Origin of the sequence: Methylobacterium fujisawaense, from assembly GCF_014138435.1 — a bacterium.
Classification (GTDB): domain Bacteria; phylum Pseudomonadota; class Alphaproteobacteria; order Rhizobiales; family Beijerinckiaceae; genus Methylobacterium; species Methylobacterium fujisawaense.
Genome location: NZ_JACJIM010000007.1, coordinates 107,204 through 124,143, shown reverse-complemented (window position 1 = coordinate 124,143; position 16,940 = coordinate 107,204). Strand labels below are relative to the sequence as shown.

The 16,940-nt window shown below is 71.7% G+C and carries 19 protein-coding genes; 5 read left to right on the top strand and 14 right to left on the bottom strand.

Features of this window, described 5'->3' with window-relative positions; translation table 11 throughout:
• Positions 1-74: 74 nt before the first annotated feature.
• The 7 genes from truB to GGQ91_RS21595 all read right to left on the bottom strand — a co-directional run bounded on the left by truB (position 75) and on the right by GGQ91_RS21595 (position 9,290).
• Positions 75-1,091 carry a tRNA pseudouridine(55) synthase TruB gene (gene truB / locus GGQ91_RS21625; protein WP_051044951.1) on the bottom strand — a complete coding sequence of 339 codons (1,017 nt, stop codon included), beginning with the start codon at positions 1,089-1,091 and terminating at the stop codon, positions 75-77.
• 67 nt (positions 1,092-1,158) lie between these two features.
• On the bottom strand, positions 1,159-1,587 hold the full coding sequence (gene rbfA / locus GGQ91_RS21620) for a 30S ribosome-binding factor RbfA (protein ID WP_043354641.1): 429 nt from the start codon (positions 1,585-1,587) through the stop codon (positions 1,159-1,161).
• A gap of 103 nt (positions 1,588-1,690) precedes the next feature.
• On the bottom strand, positions 1,691-4,615 hold the full coding sequence (gene infB, locus GGQ91_RS21615; protein ID WP_182592819.1) for a translation initiation factor IF-2: 2,925 nt from the start codon (positions 4,613-4,615) through the stop codon (positions 1,691-1,693).
• A gap of 76 nt (positions 4,616-4,691) precedes the next feature.
• Entirely contained in the window at positions 4,692-5,414 is a 723-nt protein-coding gene (locus tag GGQ91_RS21610; RefSeq protein WP_043354654.1) for an RNA-binding protein, read from the bottom strand.
• A gap of 25 nt (positions 5,415-5,439) precedes the next feature.
• Positions 5,440-7,083: a transcription termination factor NusA gene (gene nusA, locus GGQ91_RS21605; RefSeq protein WP_043354656.1), complete on the bottom strand. Its 1,644-nt coding sequence runs from the start codon at positions 7,081-7,083 to the stop codon at positions 5,440-5,442.
• Between the two features lie 64 nt (positions 7,084-7,147).
• Positions 7,148-7,912 (bottom strand): ribosome maturation factor RimP, encoded by a 765-nt coding sequence (gene rimP, locus GGQ91_RS21600; RefSeq protein WP_182592818.1) that lies wholly within the window; start codon positions 7,910-7,912, stop codon positions 7,148-7,150.
• Between the two features lie 367 nt (positions 7,913-8,279).
• Positions 8,280-9,290 (bottom strand): aldo/keto reductase, encoded by a 1,011-nt coding sequence (locus GGQ91_RS21595; protein ID WP_182592817.1) that lies wholly within the window; start codon positions 9,288-9,290, stop codon positions 8,280-8,282.
• 209 nt (positions 9,291-9,499) lie between these two features.
• On the opposite strand from GGQ91_RS21595, the gene GGQ91_RS21590 reads away from it, so the two are divergent.
• The 3 genes from GGQ91_RS21590 to GGQ91_RS21580 all read left to right on the top strand — a co-directional run bounded on the left by GGQ91_RS21590 (position 9,500) and on the right by GGQ91_RS21580 (position 11,378).
• Positions 9,500-10,429 carry a protein-methionine-sulfoxide reductase heme-binding subunit MsrQ gene (locus tag GGQ91_RS21590; protein WP_052083662.1) on the top strand — a complete coding sequence of 310 codons (930 nt, stop codon included), beginning with the start codon at positions 9,500-9,502 and terminating at the stop codon, positions 10,427-10,429.
• 68 nt (positions 10,430-10,497) lie between these two features.
• Positions 10,498-10,893, top strand: a complete 396-nt coding sequence (locus GGQ91_RS21585) for a hypothetical protein (RefSeq protein ID WP_043385158.1) — start codon at positions 10,498-10,500, stop codon at positions 10,891-10,893.
• 110 nt (positions 10,894-11,003) lie between these two features.
• Positions 11,004-11,378: a hypothetical protein gene (locus tag GGQ91_RS21580; RefSeq protein WP_139231556.1), complete on the top strand. Its 375-nt coding sequence runs from the start codon at positions 11,004-11,006 to the stop codon at positions 11,376-11,378.
• Between the two features lie 12 nt (positions 11,379-11,390).
• On the opposite strand, the gene GGQ91_RS21575 is transcribed toward GGQ91_RS21580, so the two are convergent.
• Both GGQ91_RS21575 and GGQ91_RS21570 read right to left on the bottom strand, forming a co-directional pair.
• Positions 11,391-11,567, bottom strand: coding sequence for a hypothetical protein (locus GGQ91_RS21575; protein ID WP_164706367.1), 177 nt, complete (start codon positions 11,565-11,567; stop codon positions 11,391-11,393).
• A gap of 137 nt (positions 11,568-11,704) precedes the next feature.
• On the bottom strand, positions 11,705-12,103 hold the full coding sequence (locus GGQ91_RS21570) for a DUF4174 domain-containing protein (RefSeq protein ID WP_075380813.1): 399 nt from the start codon (positions 12,101-12,103) through the stop codon (positions 11,705-11,707).
• Between the two features lie 124 nt (positions 12,104-12,227).
• On the opposite strand from GGQ91_RS21570, the gene GGQ91_RS21565 reads away from it, so the two are divergent.
• On the top strand, positions 12,228-13,247 hold the full coding sequence (locus GGQ91_RS21565) for an NADP-dependent oxidoreductase (protein ID WP_182592816.1): 1,020 nt from the start codon (positions 12,228-12,230) through the stop codon (positions 13,245-13,247).
• 168 nt (positions 13,248-13,415) lie between these two features.
• Positions 13,416-13,991, top strand: coding sequence for a single-stranded DNA-binding protein (gene ssb, locus GGQ91_RS21560; RefSeq protein WP_043354664.1), 576 nt, complete (start codon positions 13,416-13,418; stop codon positions 13,989-13,991).
• A gap of 304 nt (positions 13,992-14,295) precedes the next feature.
• Here ssb and GGQ91_RS21555 read toward each other — a convergent pair whose 3' ends face one another.
• The 5 genes from GGQ91_RS21555 to GGQ91_RS21535 form a co-directional block, all read right to left on the bottom strand.
• Complete coding sequence (locus GGQ91_RS21555) at positions 14,296-14,772, bottom strand: hypothetical protein (RefSeq protein ID WP_043354504.1); 477 nt, start codon at positions 14,770-14,772, stop codon at positions 14,296-14,298.
• Positions 14,773-14,935: 163 nt separating this feature from the next.
• Entirely contained in the window at positions 14,936-15,235 is a 300-nt protein-coding gene (locus GGQ91_RS21550; protein ID WP_043385077.1) for a GCG_CRPN prefix-to-repeats domain-containing protein, read from the bottom strand.
• 139 nt (positions 15,236-15,374) lie between these two features.
• Positions 15,375-15,689 carry a hypothetical protein gene (locus tag GGQ91_RS21545; RefSeq protein WP_043354509.1) on the bottom strand — a complete coding sequence of 105 codons (315 nt, stop codon included), beginning with the start codon at positions 15,687-15,689 and terminating at the stop codon, positions 15,375-15,377.
• An 89-nt stretch (positions 15,690-15,778) separates the two neighbouring features.
• The gene (locus GGQ91_RS21540; protein WP_236961973.1) at positions 15,779-16,066 is read right to left on the bottom strand and encodes a hypothetical protein; all 288 of its coding nucleotides are present in this window, start codon (positions 16,064-16,066) and stop codon (positions 15,779-15,781) included.
• Between the two features lie 91 nt (positions 16,067-16,157).
• The gene (locus GGQ91_RS21535; RefSeq protein ID WP_043385070.1) at positions 16,158-16,940 is read right to left on the bottom strand and encodes an SDR family NAD(P)-dependent oxidoreductase; all 783 of its coding nucleotides are present in this window, start codon (positions 16,938-16,940) and stop codon (positions 16,158-16,160) included.

Here is a 16,940-nt window from a genome sequence, read left to right as displayed (position 1 = left end):
CGATCACGTCTCAGGGCGGCACGGACCGGGCGGGGCTCCGCACGCGCCGGACCGGGCGGTGCGGAGCCGGCGTTTCAGGCGCTGCGGCCAGGAGCCGTGCCGCCGAGGTGGAACACCCGGTGGGGGATCAGTTCGCCGCGCTCCACATCGCCGACGGCGACCAGAATGCCAGCACAGGTTGCGAAGGCCTTGCCCTCGACGGGGGCGTCCCGGCCCCGCAGGATCACCGGCTGGCCCCGCATCAGGCGCAGGCCCAGATCACGGGAGACCGCGACTTCCGGGATGGCATCGAGGGCCGTCTCCACCGGACGCAGATAGGCGAGCGCCGCCTCCGGGCTGCCGTCGGTCAGGGCCGAGACCGGGCAGGCCTCGGCCTCGGAGAAGGGACCGACACGGGTCCGGCGCAGGGCCGCCACATGGCCGTAGCAGCCGAGCATCCGGCCGAGGTCGCGGGCCAGCGCCCGCACGTAGGTGCCCTTGCCGCACTCCGCCTCGATCACGGTGCGCTCGCCGTCATGCTCGACCACCGCGAGCCGGTCGATCTGCACCGGCCGGGCCACGAGTTCCACCACCTCGCCCTCGCGGGCGAGGTCGTAGGCGCGCTCGCCCTGGATCTTGATCGCCGAGTAGCGCGGCGGCACCTGCTCGATGGCGCCCACGAAGGCTGGGAGCGCGGCCTCGACCGCCGCACGGTCCGGGCGGGTCTCGCTGGTGGCCACGGGACGCCCCTCGGCATCGTCGGTATCGGTCTCGATGCCCCACTGCACGGTGAACCGATAGGCCTTCCGGCCGTCCATCACGAACGGGACGGTCTTGGTCGCCTCGCCGAGGGCGATCGGCAGGATGCCGGAGGCCAGCGGATCGAGGGTGCCGGCATGGCCCGCCTTCTTGGCGTTGAAGGCGCGCTTCACCACCGCGACCGCATGGGTCGAGGTCATGCCGACATGCTTGTCGAGGATCACCCAGCCCGAGACGTCCCGGCGCTTCGGGCGGTCGGGACGCGGCCCGCGCTGCGGACGGCGGCCCTCCGGGCCACGACGCTCAGCGCCCGGCACGGGAGCCTGGTGCTCGGCCGGCGGAAGATCTTCCATGGAAACCGTCATGTCCGCGTTGTCCCCCGGGGTCGATGCCCCGTCCCTTTCTGTTGGGTATCGGGACTCAATGCCCCGTCCCGGTCTCCGGTTCGTCGTCCTCGTGCCCGGTCTCAAGGTCGCGCTGGACCCGCTCGTCCCGCAGCAGCTTGTCGATGCGGGCCGCCTCGTCGAAGGTCTCGTCCCGTCGGAACCGCAGCTCCGGGGCGAATTTCAGGTTCACCCGCCGCGCCACCTCCTGGCGCAGCACCTTCCGGTGACGCTCCAGGGCGGCGATCACCGGCGCCTCGTCGAGACCGCCGAGCGGCATCACGTAGGCGGTGGCGAGCTTCAGGTCGGGCGACATCCGCACCTCCGGGACGGTCACGACATGCGTGCCGAGCACCGGATCTTGGATGTCGCCGCGCTGGAGCACCTCGGCGAGCGCGTGGCGCACGAGTTCGGCCACGCGCTGCTGGCGCTGCGAGGGGCCGGTGGAAGTCGGTTTCTGGGCCATTCTGTCTCGGGCCTTTCCGCCGGAGCGGACGGCTCACGTCCTGAAAACGAAAAGACGGCCGCGGCAGGTGCCGCGGCCGCCCTGTCCGGATGAGTCCGGCGTGTCAGAGGGTGCGGCGGATCTCCTCGACCCGGTAGCACTCGATCACATCGCCGGCGCGCATGTTCTCGAAGTTCTCGAAGGCCATGCCGCACTCCTGGCCGGAGGTGACTTCCTTCGCATCGTCCTTGAAGCGCTTGAGGGTCTTCAGCTTGCCCTCGTGGATCACGACGCTGTCGCGGATCAGGCGGACATGGGCGCCGCGCTCGACGATGCCGTCCTGGACGCGGCAACCCGCGACCTTGCCGACCTTCGAGACCTCGAAGACCTCCTGGATGACGGCCTCGCCCAGGCGCTCCTCGCGGAGCGTCGGCGGCAGCATCCCCGACAGCGTGGCTTTGATGTCGTCCACGAGGTCGTAGATGATGTTGTAGTACCGGATCTCGATGCCGGCCCGCTCGGCGGCCTCGCGGGCCTCCTTGAGGGCGCGCACGTTGAAGCCGATAACCACCGCCTTGGAGGCCTGCGCCAGGGTGATGTCCGACTCGGTGATGCCGCCGACACCCGCCAGGAGGATGCGGGCCGCGACCTCGTCGTTGCCGAGCTTCTCCAGCGCGCCCGAGATCGCCTCGACCGAGCCCTGCACGTCGCCCTTGATGACGACCGGCAGTTCCTTCCGGCCGGCGCCTTCCTTGAGGTCGCGCATCATATCGACGAGCGACCGGTTGGCGCCGCCGGTCCGGGCGTTCTGACGCTCGCGCTTCTGGCGGGCGCGGTACTCGGTAACCTCGCGGGCGCGGGCCTCGCTCGGCACCACGGTCACGCGGTCGCCGGCGTCCGGCGTGCCGTTGAAGCCCAGCACCTCCACGGGGACCGAAGGCCCGGCGTACTGGACGTTCTCGCCGAGGTCGTCGATCAGGGCGCGCACGCGGCCCCACTCGGCGCCCGCCACGACGATGTCGCCGGTGAACAGGGTACCGCGCTGGACCAGGACCGTGGCCACGGGGCCGCGACCGCGGTCGAGCTGCGCCTCGATGACCGTCCCCTCGCCGTCGCGCTTCTCGTTGGCGCGCAGGTTCATGATCTCGGCCTGGATCTGGATACCCTCCAGAAGCTCCGGCAGTCCTTCGCCGGTCTTGGCCGAGACCTCGAACTCGAGGGTCTCACCGCCCATCGACTCGACCTGGATGTCGTGCTGCAGCAGCTCGGTGCGAACCCGCTCCGGCTTGGCATCCGGCTTGTCGATTTTGTTGACCGCGATGATCAGCGGGACACCGGCCGCCTTGGCGTGCTGGATGGCCTCGATGGTCTGGGGCATGACGCCGTCATCGGCCGCGACCACGACCACGACGATGTCGGTGACCTTGGCGCCGCGGGCGCGCATCGACGTGAACGCCGCGTGGCCCGGGGTGTCGATGAAGGTGATCATGTCGCCGGACGGCGACGCGACCTGATAGGCGCCGATGTGCTGGGTGATGCCGCCGGCCTCGCCCTCGACCACGTTCGCCTTGCGGATCGCGTCGAGCAGCGACGTCTTGCCGTGATCGACGTGGCCCATGATGGTGACCACCGGCGGACGGGGATCGAGATCCTCCTCCAGATCCGGCTCGTCGGACGACAGGCCCTCCTCGACATCGGATTCGGCGACGCGACGGACCGTGTGACCGAGCTCCTCGGCGATGAGCTGGGCGGTGTCCGAATCGATCACGTCGGTGATCTTGTGGATCTGGCCCTGCTTCATCAGCATGCGGATCACGTCGACGGCCCGCTCCGACATGCGGTTGGCGAGTTCCTGGATCGTGATCGTCTCGGGGATTGTCACCTCGCGGGACAGCTTCTCCTTCTGCTCCACCTGACCGCGGCCGCTCATGCGCTGCTGGCGGCGGCGGAACGAGGCGACCGAGCGTGTCCGCTCGTCCTCGCCCGAGGTGGCGTTGGCGATGGTCAGGCGACCGCGGTTGCGGTCACCGCCCGGAGACTTCGGCGTCTTGGGCGGCGTGATGATCTTGAGCGGCATGCCGGGACGGCGGATGACCCGCTTGGTCTCGGACTCGTCGTCGTTGGTCTGGGCACCGCGACCGGCCGGCCGCGCCGCGGCACCGGCACCGGCGGGACGGGCGGCGGTCGCCGGCGTCGCGCTCTTCTCGGGCTCGGGCGCCGGAGCGGGCTTGGCCATGAAGTTGAGATCGCGCGGCTTGCGCGAATCGGCCGTGATCGTCTTGCGCGGCTCGCCCGTGGAGGGTCGGGGCGTCAGCGGGGGGCGCGGCGCGGCCGGAGCCGAGGCGGGCGCAGCCGGACGCGCGGCGGCCGGACGGGCCGGCGCAGCGGCCGGGCGCGCGGGCGCAGCCGCGGCCGGACGGGCAGCGGCCGGCGGCGCGGCAGGCGCTTCGGCCGGACGGGCAGGTGCAGCGGCGGCAGGCGCGGCGGCGGTGGGGGCGGGAGCGGGTGCGGCTGCCTGGGCTTCGGCTGCCTTTTCAGCAGCCTTGGCGGCCTCAGCCGCCGCAGCGGCGGCTGCCGCAGCCGCGGCCTTGCGCTCCTCCTCCTCGCGGCGGCGGGCCTCGGCGGCCTCGCGTTCGCGGCGGGCCTGCTCCTCGGCTTCGCGGCGGCGCGCCTCGGCCTCGGCCTCGGCCTTGCGGCGGGCCTCGGCCTCACGGCGCTGCGCGTCGGCGAGGGCTGCCGCGCGGGCGGCGCTCTCCTGTTCGCTCAGCGTGCGCAGGACCACACCCGAGGCCGGCCGCTGGGCCGGACGGGGGGCCGCGGCCGCGGGCGCGGCCGGTGCCGGACGCGGTGCGGGTGCAGGCTCACGGGCAGGAGCGGCCGGAGCCGCGCCGATCACGCGGCGCTTCACCGTCTCGACCACGACCTGCTTGGAGCGGCCATGGGAGAAGCTCTGACGCACGGTGCCCGCCTCGATCGGCCGCTTGAGGGAAAGCGGCTTCGGGGAAGTCCGATTCAGAGTCTTGTCGCCCGGGTTATTCGTATCGCTCATTCAGCCTGAACCCTGAGGGTTTCCATCGTCCCGTGAACCGACGCCCGGTGGCGCCGGCCAAATCCGTCCTGCGTCGTCAACGTGAGGCTTCATCGATCCCGCCGATTCGGGCTGGATCGGGCTCCCCGGTCGCCGCGGCGGCGCCCTCGAAGGAGCGTAGCCGACGCCAACGCGACAGGCAGCCGGCGGCTCCGGCTCCTGCGACGAGCGCAGCGTGTATCACATGACCCCGACCTAAAGCCATGTCCAATTCGTCTTCGAACAGGTCATCGATGATCGGGATCCTTGACATGGCCTCGCCATGGCGCCTGTGCAAGGCCGACGCGATCTTCCGCCGGCCATCCGGGCTCGCCTCGGCGGCGTGGATCACCGCGATGGCACCGGGCTGGCCGCCGATCGCCGCCTCGACCTTCGAGAAGCCCGCGACGATGCAGCCCGCCTTGTTGGCGAGCGCGATGGCCTGCCGCAGATCCTCCCGGAGCCCCGCGGCGATCCGGTCCGGCAGATCGGGCGCGGCCGGGGTCGGCCCCTTGAAGGCCCGCGAGAAAAGATTCTTGCGCACGGCGGTGGCGACCGCCTCGCGCCGGGCGCTGATCCAGGCGCCGCGCCCCGGGAGCTTGGCGCGCAGGTCGGGGACGACGCTGCCGTCCGGCCCGCGCACGAACCGGATCATCGCCTCCGGCGCCTGGGCGACGCGCGTGACGAGGCAGGTCCGCTCGGGCGCGCGGCGGCCAGGGCCGGCATCGAGCCCCCCGGCAGCCAGCCCGTCCTCGGGCAGGGTCGTGTCGTCCGCGACCATCGCGTTTCCGCCGCCGGCCTTCGGCTCAGCCCTCGGCCCGGGCGGCTTCTTCGCCCTCGGCCGCCTCGGCCCCTTCCTCGGCCCCTTCCTCGGCACCGTCTTCGCCTTCCGGCTCCGGCAGCGCCTCGATCCAGCCGGCCTTGAGGCGGGCGGCCATGATCAGAGCTTCCGCCTCGGCGCGGGACAGGTCGAAGCCGTCGAGGTAGCCCGCATGACGCACCGCTTCGGGGCCGCGGCCTTCCGTGTAGCCGACGAGATCATCGGTGGCGCAGCCCGCCAGATCCTCGACGCTCTTCACGTCGTTCTCGCCGAGGGCGACCATCATGGGCGTGGTGATGCCCTCGATCTCGCGGAGCTCGTCGGCGACGCCGAGCTCGGTGCGGCGGGCGTCGTGAGCCTGCTCGATCCGGGCGAGGTGGTCCTGGGCGCGGGCCTGGATCTCGGTGCCGGTCTCCTCGTCGAGACCCTGGATGCCGGAGAGCTCCTGGATGTCGACGTAGGCGATCTCCTCGACGTTGCGGAAGCCTTCCGCCGCGAGCAGCTGGCCGACGGTCTCGTCGACGTCCAGCGCCTCCATGAAGACCTGGGTCCGCTCGGCGAACTCCTTCTGGCGGCGCTCCGACTCCTCGGCCTCGGTGAGGATGTCGATGTCCCAGCCGGTGAGCTGGGAGGCGAGGCGCACGTTCTGGCCGCGGCGGCCGATGGCCAGCGACAGCTGGTCGTCCGGCACCACCACCTCGATGCGGTCGGCCTCCTCGTCGAGCACCACCTTCACCACCTCGGCGGGCTGGAGGGCGTTGACGATGAAGGTCGCCTCGTCCTCGGACCACGGGATGATGTCGATCTTCTCGCCCTGCAGCTCGCCGACCACGGCCTGCACGCGCGAGCCGCGCATGCCGACGCAGGCGCCCACCGGGTCGATGCTGCCGTCACGGGAGATCACCGCGATCTTGGCGCGGGAGCCCGGGTCGCGGGCCACAGCCTTCACCTCGACGATGCCGTCGTAGATCTCGGGCACTTCCTGGCCGAACAGCTTGGCCATGAACTGCGGGTGCGAGCGCGACAGGAAGATCTGCGGCCCGCGCACTTCCGAGCGCACGTCGAACAGGTAGGAGCGGATGCGGTCGCCCGGCCGGAAGGTCTCGCGCGGGATCATCTCGTCCCGGCGCACGATGCCCTCGCCGCGGCCGAGATCGACGATGACGTTGCCGTACTCGACCCGCTTCACGATGCCGTTGAGGATCTCGCCGATGCGGTCCTTGTACTCGTCGAACTGGCGGGCGCGCTCGGCGTCGCGCACCTTCTGGACGATGACCTGCTTGGCCGACTGGGCGGCCACGCGGCCGAAATCGAAGGGCGGCAGGGTGTCGGAGATGACGTCGCCGACCAGCGCCCCCGGGTTGTAGCGGCGGGCCTGGTCCAGGGTGATCTCGCGGGCGTCGTTCTCCACCTGATCGACGACCAGGAGGTGGCGCGAGAGGCGCAAAGCCCCCGTCTTCGGGTCGATCTCGGCGTGAACGTCGGTCTCGGCGCCGTAGCGGGAGCGCGCGGCCTTGGCGATCGCCTCCTCCATCGCGTCGATGACGATGGAGCGGTCGATCACCTTCTCGCGGGCGACCGCATCGGCGATCTGGAGGAGTTCGAGCCTGTTGGCGCTGACGACGGCCATCGGTGTCGGTCCTTCTCTTCCGTCAAATCTTCGAGCCGGCCGCCGGGCGGCCGACATTGGGGTCTCAATGCAGCGAATCGCGGTCCTTCAGCCGGGACGCCTTGGTCACGACCGGCTTCTTCGGACCGGTCCGCGCCGGCTTCTGGAGCTTGGCCGCGGGGCTGGCCTTCCGGGGCCCCTTCGGCTGGAAGGGGCTGCGCGCCGGCGGCGCCGCGCGCTCCTCGGCGGGCTCCGCGTCATCCGTCTCCTCGGCCTCGTCCGCGGGGGGCGGTCCGCCGCGGCGGAGCGATTCGCGGATCAAGTCGTCGGTGAGGACGAGATGGGCCTCGGCGAGGTCCTTGAGCGGCAGGTCGATGCGGCTCGGCAGCCCTTCCTTCACGTCGGGCAGTTCGATGGGGACCGTCTGCCTGTCCAGATCCGGCGCGCCGAGGATGCCGCGGAAGCGCTTGCGCCCGTCGAGCGGCGGGCTCAGCTCGACCTTGGCCTCGTAGCCGACCCAGCGGGCGAAGTCCGAGATCCGCACCAGCGGCCGGTCGATCCCCGGCGAGGACACTTCCAGGTTGTAGGCGCCGCCCACCGGGTCGTCGACGTCGAGGATCGGCGAGATCGCGCGGCTCACCGCCTCGCAATCGTCGATGGTGAAGGAGCCGTCCGGCCGCTCCGCCATGATCTGCACGGTGCAGCCGTTGATGTTGGACATCTTCACCCGGACCAGCCGGAAGCCGAGGCCTTGGAGCGGCCCCTCGATCGCCTGCGCGACGCGCGCGGCGACACCGGCCTCGCGGACGAGGCGCTTTTCGGACAGATCCGCTTCGATCTCGGACGACATGGGTTTGAGCGCGCAACCTTCGCGGCGTTCTGCGTGGCCCGCCCGCGGCGTGCGGCCTTGTGCGGCGAGAGGCTCTGCGGCGAAAAAAAAGAGCGGACCCGGTGGGGCCCACTCCCGAACCGCAGCCTCTCGACTGCCATCAGAACTGTTGAGAGCTAGATAGCGACCCTCGGCCGGGAGCGCAAGACGGATCAGGCGCACGACGCAGCCCTGTTCGTCCCGGTCTCGGCCTCATCCTGAGGTGCCGGAGCGTCGCGGCGGCCTCGAAGGAGGCCTCGAAGGCGGTCTCCAGGGATCGCGCGCTGTCCGGAGGGCTCCTTCGAGGCGCGCGCACCTCAGGATGAGGGGGTTGGGGATCGGCTGCCTTTCAGCAACCCCGCGGCACCCGCCCCTCCAGCGGATAGGCGGGATCGTTGTAGCCCGGCGTGGTCGGATGGCCCGCGGCCACGAACCCGTCCACCAGCGCCTCGTCCTCCGGGGTGAAGGCGTAGTCGAGGGCGCCGAGATATTCCTGCCATTGCGCCTCGGTGCGCGGCCCGGCGATGACGCCGGTGACGAGGCGGTTGTTCAGCACCCAGGCGGTGGCGAACTGGCCGGCCGTGATGCCCCGCGCCTCGGCGTGCGCCTTCAGGGTCCGGGCGATGCGCAGGGATTCCGGACGCCACTCGGTCTGCATCATCCGGGTGTCCTGGCGGCCGGCGCGGGATTCGGCCGGCGGCGGGGCATCCGGGTCGTACTTGCCGGTGAGCACGCCGCGGGCGAGCGGCGAGTACGGCACGACGCCGAGCCCGTAATGGGCGCAGGCCGGCAGGTGCTCGGTCTCGGGCATGCGGTTGAAGGCGTTGTAGTAAGGCTGGCTCACCACCGGCCGGTCGATCCCCAGCTCGTCGCAGAGCCGGCAGATCTCGGCGACCCGCCAGGAGCGGTGGTTCGAGACGCCGAAATGGCGGATCTTGCCCGCCCGCACGAGGTCGGCCATCGCCCGGACCGTCTCGGCGAGCGGCGTATCGTGGTCTTCCTTGTGCAGGTAGTAGATGTCGATGACATCGGTGCCGAGGCGGCGCAGGCTGTCCTCGGCGGCCTTCATCACGTGGACCCGCGACAGGCCGCGGTCGTTGACGCCCTCGCCCGTCGGGTTGGCGACCTTGGTGGCCAGGATCCAGGCGGCGCGGTCGCCCTTGATCGCCCGGCCGGTGATCTCCTCCGAGCGGCCCTCCGTGTAGACGTTGGCCGTGTCGATGAAGTTGATCCCCGCCTCCCGGGCGCTGCCGACGATGCGGCCGGCGGTGGCCTCGTCGGTGGGGCCGCCGAACATCATCGTGCCGAGGCAGATCGGCGAGACCTTGAGGCCGGAGCGGCCGAGTTTGCGGTACTGCATGGGATCCATCCGGTGTCCGTCGCCCCGCTATCTCGCCGCGGCGCGGCCGAGGTCAACCGTGCCGGGCGACAGGCCCGTGTAACCTGCGCCCGGCCGCGGCGAACCGACCCGTGCCGGCACCGGAGCCCGGGGGCGGCCGTTCTCGCCGTGGCGCATGTCGCTGGCGGGTCGCCGCCGTCCCTCACCGAAAAAGAGCCTGTCCGAGACCCATGATCGACCGCTCGGCCGTTCTCCCCGCCATCCCCCGCCCCTGGCTCGACCGGGCCGGTCGCCTCTCGTGGCTGAAGCTCGCGGTCTTCCTGGCCTGCATCGCCCCGGCCCTGTACCTCGCGGCCGCCTACCGGCTCGACGCGCTGGGCGCGAAGCCGATCACCGCGCTGATCCACGCCACCGGCGAGTGGGCGGTGCGCTTCCTGCTGTTTTCCCTGGCGATCTCGCCGCTCCGCCGCATCGCCGACTGGGCGAAGGTCATCGCGGTGCGGCGGATGCTCGGCATCACCGTGATGGCCTACGCGGTGGCCCATCTCACCCTCTACGCCGTCGACCAGAACCTGATCCTCACCAAGGTCGTCTCGGAGATCGCCCTGCGGCTCTACCTGACGATCGGCTTCGTGGCGCTGATCGGCCTGATCGCCCTCGGTCTGACCTCCACGGATGCGGCGATCCGGAACCTCGGCCCGAACTGGAACCGGCTGCACCGCCTCGTCTACACGATCGCCGTCCTGGCCCTGGTCCATTACTTCCTGCAGTCCAAGATCGACGTCACCGATCCGGTCTTCTCGGCCGGCCTGTTCCTGCTGCTGATGGGCTGGCGGGTGATGCGGCGGTTCAAATGGCCGGAGCGGCCCTGGTCGCTCCTGCTGCTCGCGATCCTCGCCGGCCTCGCCACCGCGGGTCTCGAAGCCGCCTGGTACGGGCTCGCCAGCGGCGTCCCGGCCAGCCTCGTGCTCGCCGCCAACCTGGACTTCTCCGGGCCGATCCGGCCGGCCTGGTGGGTGCTGGCGGTCGGTCTGTCGCTGCCGCTCCTGGCGCTGGTGCGCCGTCCGAAGGCGCGCGCCGCCGGCCCGGCGCCGACGAGGCGGCCGGCCGCCACGCCCCGCCGGGATCCGGTCCGGGAGCCCTTGTCGCCGCGGGCCTGATGCAGCAGAACCCGCTCCCGGTCCTCCGCCGCCGGCGGCCCCGGGCCCAGCGGAGCTTTCAAGACGCCATGCGCGGCACGCTTCTCCTGATCGCGGGCTTGCTCGCGCCGACGGTCGCCCTCGCGACGCCGCCCGCACCCGCGAAGCCGGCCGCCAAGGCGGCTCCCGCCGCGCCGCCCCCGGCGGCCGCGGCACAGGCCGTCGCAGCCTGCACGGCGCCCGAGCCGCCGCCGGCCTCGGCCCGCCCGACCAAGCCGGCGCTGCCGCAGAAGCCCGCCTGCCTCGACGCCAAGGAGGGCTGCCCGGGCTGGGAGGGCTACAGCTACAACGACGCGATCAAGGCCTATAACCTGCAGGCGCAGGCGTTCCGGCCGATCGCCGAGGCCTACCTGCAGAAGCTCAACGCCTACGTGAAGGCGAGCGCGGACTACGCCCAGTGCGAAGTCAACGCGATGCAGAAATAGCCGGCTGAACGGCAACTGACAGCACCACACGGGGAGGGTTCAGGCGCATTGGCGCTAGCTCCGGTGATGATGGCCGCGATCCCCGCGCGCCCGATCACGCCGAGGCCCCCGTGCCCGCTCGTCGTTCCCTCGTCCGCACAGCTTTCTGCGCCCTGCTCCTCGCCACGGGCCCGGCGCTGGCCGCCGATTTCGACGGTCCCTACGCGCCTCCTCATGGCTATGGCGATCCCGCTCAGGAGGAGGAGCCGGAGCGCCGACCGCCGCCGCCGCCACGTCCCGAGGCCGCGTTCCGCGGCCCACGCTTCACGGCGGCGCCCCCCGAAGCGTGCCGGGAATTCGTGCGGCGTCGGTTCGATCCGGATGGCGCGCCGGTTTTGCGCCGGGTGCGGGTCTGCGACGAGCCGGTCGTCGACCGCGGGCCGCCCCCGCCGCCTCCGCCGCCGGAGGACATTCCGCCCCGTCGCTGGGGCGGACCGCGCTGGTAGGGTCGCGCCGGCTCAGATGCGGGCCGGCGCCTTCTTGAGGGCGGCCGCGAAGGCCTTGAGCTGGCGGTTCAGATCCGCCAGCTCGTTCAGCGCGATGGTCTTATGGCCGTCGCGAACCGCGCGCTCGATATCCTCGACCTGCAGGTCGACGAGGCGGCGGATGGCGGTGGCGACTTGTTGTCGGGTCATCGATTCGAGCGTCTCGTCCGAGCGTCCTGGCGGGCCTCAACGGACGGCCGATACGCGGCCGTCGACACGTTTCGGTGATAGGCCGGTAGGCTTAACCGTTGGTGTCCGCACCCCGTCGGTTCACAGGGGATCCGGCCCTAGCGGCGCTCGCGCATCTCGGCGCGGCGCATCGGCATCGCGTCGATCGTGGCGAACAGCGCCTGCGGGGCGATCGGCTCCTTGGCGGTGAGCTTGGCGCCGCCGTCCTTGCCGATCAGAACGGCGCGGAAGCTGTCCGCGGGCAGGCCGAGCCGGGTGCGCAGGGCCTGCGCCTGCGCCCCGGACCCGACCGCTTCCAGCACCACGAGGTCGCGGTCGGCGAGACCGGTGCGGGCCGAACCCAGGGCCGCCCGCTGCGCCCGGAGATCCGCGTCCCCGGCCTCGGGCGCCGACAGGACCAGCACCCGCGCGCGGTCCCGATAGGCGTCGAGGGGACCGGCCAGGGCGGCCCCTGTCGCCATCGCCGCCAGCCCGAATCCCAGTGCCGTTCCCCGCATGCCGCCGCTCCGCGCTCCCGAGACGGGACAACGCGCGAGCCGGCCGGGAGATCACAGCCGCGCCTTTGCCTCCACGGTCCGGCGCCCCAGATCGGAGGCGACAGGCAATAACCGGGAGTTCGCCATGACCACCGACATGAACCGACGCATCGTCCTGGCCTCGCGCCCGCACGGTGAGCCGCGGCCCGAGAACTTCCGCCTGGAGGAGGTGCCGGTGCCGCAGCCCGGACCCGGCCAGGTCCTCCTGCGCACCCGCTGGCTGTCCCTGGATCCCTATATGCGCGGCCGGATGAGCGACGCGAAATCCTACGCGGCGCCCGTCGAGATCGGCGCGCCGATCACCGCCGAGACGGTGGGCGAGGTGGTCGCCTCGAACCACCCGGACTATGCCGTGGGCGAGATGCTGACCGCCTTCGCGGGCTGGCAGGACTATTTCGTCACCGACGGCAAGGGCTCGCGCAAGGTCGATCCCGCCGCCGCCCCGCCCTCGACGGCGCTGGGCGTGCTCGGGATGCCGGGCATGACCGCCTATACCGGCCTCCTCAACATCGGCCGGCCGAAATTCGGCGAGACCGTCGTGGTGGCCGCCGCCGCCGGCCCGGTGGGCTCCCTGGTCGGGCAGATCGCCAAGATCCACGGCGCCCGCGCCGTCGGGATCGCGGGCGGCCCCGAGAAGTGCCGCTACCTCACGGAGGAACTCGGCTTCGACGCCGCCGTCGATCATCGCGGCCCCGACCTGCCCGGCGCGCTGGCCGCCGCCTGTCCGAAAGGCATCGACGTCTACTTCGAGAATGTCGGCGGCGCGGTCTTCGCCGCCGTGATGCCCTTGCTCAACCCCTTCGCGCGGATCCCGGTCTGCGGCCTCGTCTCGGCCTACAACGCCACCGAGGTGCCCCCCGGCCCGGACCGCCTGCCCGGCCTGATGCGTGCGGTCCTGACCAACCGGCTGCACATCCAGGGCTTCATCGTCTGGGACTTCGCCGAGCAGGCCGAGACGTTCCGCAAGGAGGTCGCCGGCTGGATCCAGGACGGACGCGTCCGCTATCGCGAGGACGTGGTCGAAGGCCTGGAGAATGCCCCGGAGGCGTTCATGGGCCTGTTGAAGGGCCGGAATTTCGGCAAGCTCGTCGTCCGCGTGTCCTGACGGCTTCTTGCCGCCGATCTGGAACGGATATAGAACAAACAGATCCGGTGGCGCTGCGGAAAGCGGGCACAAGCCCGCCCCGCAGGTTGCCGCTCCGGAGGCCCGGGCGCATGGTTCGCGCGCCGCCGGGCAAGTGCCCAGTGAGATCCGTACGACTAGGAGAGAGCGATGGCGGGCAGCGTCAACAAGGTGATTCTCGTGGGCAATCTCGGGCGCGATCCCGAGATGCGCCGCCTCGGGTCGGGCGACCCGGTCTGCAACCTGCGGCTCGCGACGTCGGAGTCGTGGAAGGACAAGGCGACCGGCGAGCGCAAGGAGAAGACCGAGTGGCACTCGGTCGTCATCTACAACGACAACCTCGCCCGGGTGGCCGAGCAGTACCTGCGCAAGGGCTCGAAGGTCTATATCGAGGGCCAGCTTCAGACCCGGAAGTGGACCGACAATTCCGGCGTCGAGAAGTACACGACCGAGGTGGTGCTCCAGCGCTTCCGCGGCGAGATGACGATCCTCGACGGGCGCGGCGGCGGCGGCGACTTCGCCGGCGAGGAAGAGGGCGGCGGCCAGATCAGCCGCGGCGGGGATTTCGGGGGCGGCCGGGGCGGTGACCGCGGCGGCGATTTCGGAGGCGGTCGCGCCCAGGGCGGCGAGCGGCGTCCGGCTCCGGCCTCCTCGGGCGGTGGCGGCAACGGCGGCGGCGGCGGAAGCCGCGGCGGCTACGACCTCGACGACGACATCCCGTTCTAGGCGCCGTCGGTCCGGTCGGGACAACGCCGCCGGCGCCGGTCGTGGCGCCGGCGGCGTCTCTGCAGGCTCGGATGCTTCCCCATCTCGGGCCGCTGGATGCGCGCCTCCCCTCGCGGTGAGGAACCGAAGGTGGGGGCGACGCCGGATCGCGCGATCCGGTGCCCTCTCCACCGATCCCAACCCGGCCCCCCTCCCCGCCAGAATGAGGGGGCCGGTCGCATCGCTGCGACCGTCGGGGCCTGTCTTGTCGGGCGCCAGGTCCGAGCGGGATCGGGACCCGCTCGGGCCGCGGCCGCGAAGCGGCTCAGCCCTTGAGCTGCTTGTTGCAGGCCGAATAGTAGCCGCCGCCCTTCTCGATCCACTTCATGCCGCCCAACGTGCCGGCGGCCTTGGCCGCGTTGTAGCTGTCGAGACAGGTGTGCATGCGGGCCTTTCCGGCCGATTCCTTGGCGTATTTCGGATCGATGGCGCGGGGGAAGGCGGCCGATCCGGCGGCGGCGGCCGGTGTCGTTCCGGCGCGCGAACCGGCCGCCGGCGGGGCCGCGGGCGCGGCGGTCGTCGCGGTCGGCGAGACCGGGTTGGGGGCGGTCGTCGGGGCGGTATCGGCCGCCGCGCCGCACTCGGCCTTGCGGAAGTCGTTCCACTTCTGCCCGTTAAGCGTCCCCGCCTGCTTGGCGGCCTGATACTTTGCCGAACACTCCTTGGTCGACAGGGCAGCGGCCGGCGAGGCACCGGCCGCCACGCCGGCAATCATCAGGGATGCAAATACATAGCGGCGCATATCGAAAAATCTCCGGGACACTATGTGTCGTCCCGGAAGAGACTAATACGGCTCTATCCCGTCGTGAATATGCGGGTGTCCGTTCCGGCGGGACAAGTCGGCAATCAAGTCCGGATCCGGTCCGATCCGGATCCGGGGTATGGTCCCGAGCCGGCCGCGCGGGCTACCAGCCGCCGTGGAACCGGCGCGGGCCGTCATAGCCGCCATAGCCGCGCTCGTAGCCGCCGTAGCCCGGCCGCCCGTAGGGCCCGCGGGGACCGCCCCAGCCCCAGCCGCGCTCGTTGGGCCGGCAATGGCCCCAGGGATTGGGGTGGAAGCCGGGACCGCAGCCGCCCGCCACGCGCTCGATCACGACCCCGGCATCGGGGGGGCCATAGCCGAACGGTGCCGCGTTCGCCGCCGTGGCGGTGGCGAGCCCCGCCGTGACCACCGCGACCAGGCCGAGCATCTTGGAGCGCATCATGACACGATCTCCTGAACCAGCGGGCCGGACGCACCGGACCGATGGCAGGAGGATGCGCCGGTCGCCGTGAACCGGGACAGGTCCGGCCATTCATCAACCCGACGGGATCGGCCGGACGGGCCCACGCGCAACGGATCGGTCAGGCGGCCTGAAGCCGGACCGGGGTCGGGGCGGCGGCCCGTGAGCGCGCGTAGAGGTCGGCGCCGACGGCTTGGCCCGCCGCCTTGACGAGCGTGGCCTCGTCGCAGGACCGCGCCACCTTCAGGCCGAGCGCCGCGAGCCGCGCGTTGTCGGCGCAATAGGCCGCGATCCGGGCTCGCCCATAGGCCGGCATCGGGGCGAGCAGCCGGTCGCGCTCCGCGTCGTCGGCGCGGAACAGCGCCGAGATCAGCTCGATCGGAACCGGGTAGCGCGCCAGGGCGCTGGGATGGGGGCGGTTTCCGTCGCGCGTCATGGATGCCTCTCCGCTTCGCTGTGCGGTGGAAGGTTCGGCAACCATAGTTAACGATCAGTTGTGATGGTCGCCGGCCCGAGGCGGATGTCTCAGCGGCGCGGCGGGTTCACCCAGGCGCCGCCGTCGGCGTGGTGCGGCCGATTCGTGTCCGCGGCCGGGATCAGGAGCTGCGCGTCCGCCCAGCGAGACGCCGCGCCCGGCGCCGCCGGTGTGATCGCCCCCGTCGTGACCGGATCGATCCAGGCAGGCGGGCCTTCGGCGAGTGACGCGCCCGGATCCGGCAGATTACGCTCGTAGCCGACGACGACCGCCGTGAGGGCGATCGCGGCCAGGAGGAACGCTAGACCGTCGAGGATCATGGAGCCGAGTCTCGGCATGGCACCCGCGCCTGTTGACCAAGCTTCGGGGCTACGGCGGCAGGGTTAACGAACCCTGTCCGAAACCGGGAGATCCGGCCCTGCAGCGGGCTCAGGCGTTCCGTCCGCCGCGCAGGGTCTTCAGGCCGATGCCCGTCGCCTCGAAACCGCCGTCGACGGCGAGTTGCTGGCCGGTGATGTAGGAGGCGCGCTCCGAGCAGAGGAAGACGATCGCCTCCGCGAGTTCCGTCTCCAGCCCGTAGCGGCCGAGCGGGACGGTGTCGTGATAATCCGCCCGGATCTCCGGGCTGTGGACCGCCTTGGCCATCGCGGTATCCACCGGGCCGGGGGCGACGGCGTTCACGCGGATGCCCCAGCGCGCCAACTCGACGGCCTGCTGCTGGGTGAGCTGCGCGAGCGCCGCCTTGCTGGTGCCGTAGGCCGTCCGCAGGGTCGAGGCGCGCAGGCCCGAGATCGAGGTGACGTTCACGATCGCCCCGCCGCGCTCGGACAGGAGCGGCACGGCGGCCTGCGTGCACAGGAACGGACCGGACAGGTTGACCGCCAGCACCCGCGACCAGTCCGCAAAGGTGGTCTCCATCAGCGGCTTGAAGATCGCGATGCCGGCATTGTTGACCAGGGCGTCGAGCCGCCCGAACCGGTCGCCGACCTGCCGGATCGCCGCCGCGACCGCCTCGGGCTCGGAGACGTCGGCCGTCACCGCCAGCGCGGCCTCCGGACGGCCGAGCCGCTCCGTCGCCGCGGCCACGCCCGGACCGTCGATATCGAGCAGGGCGACGTTCCAGCCGTCCGCGAGGAAGCGGGTCGCGGTGGCGAGCCCGATGCCGCGGGCAGCCCCCGTCACCAGTGCGGTCCGGGTCTGGGCATCGCTCAT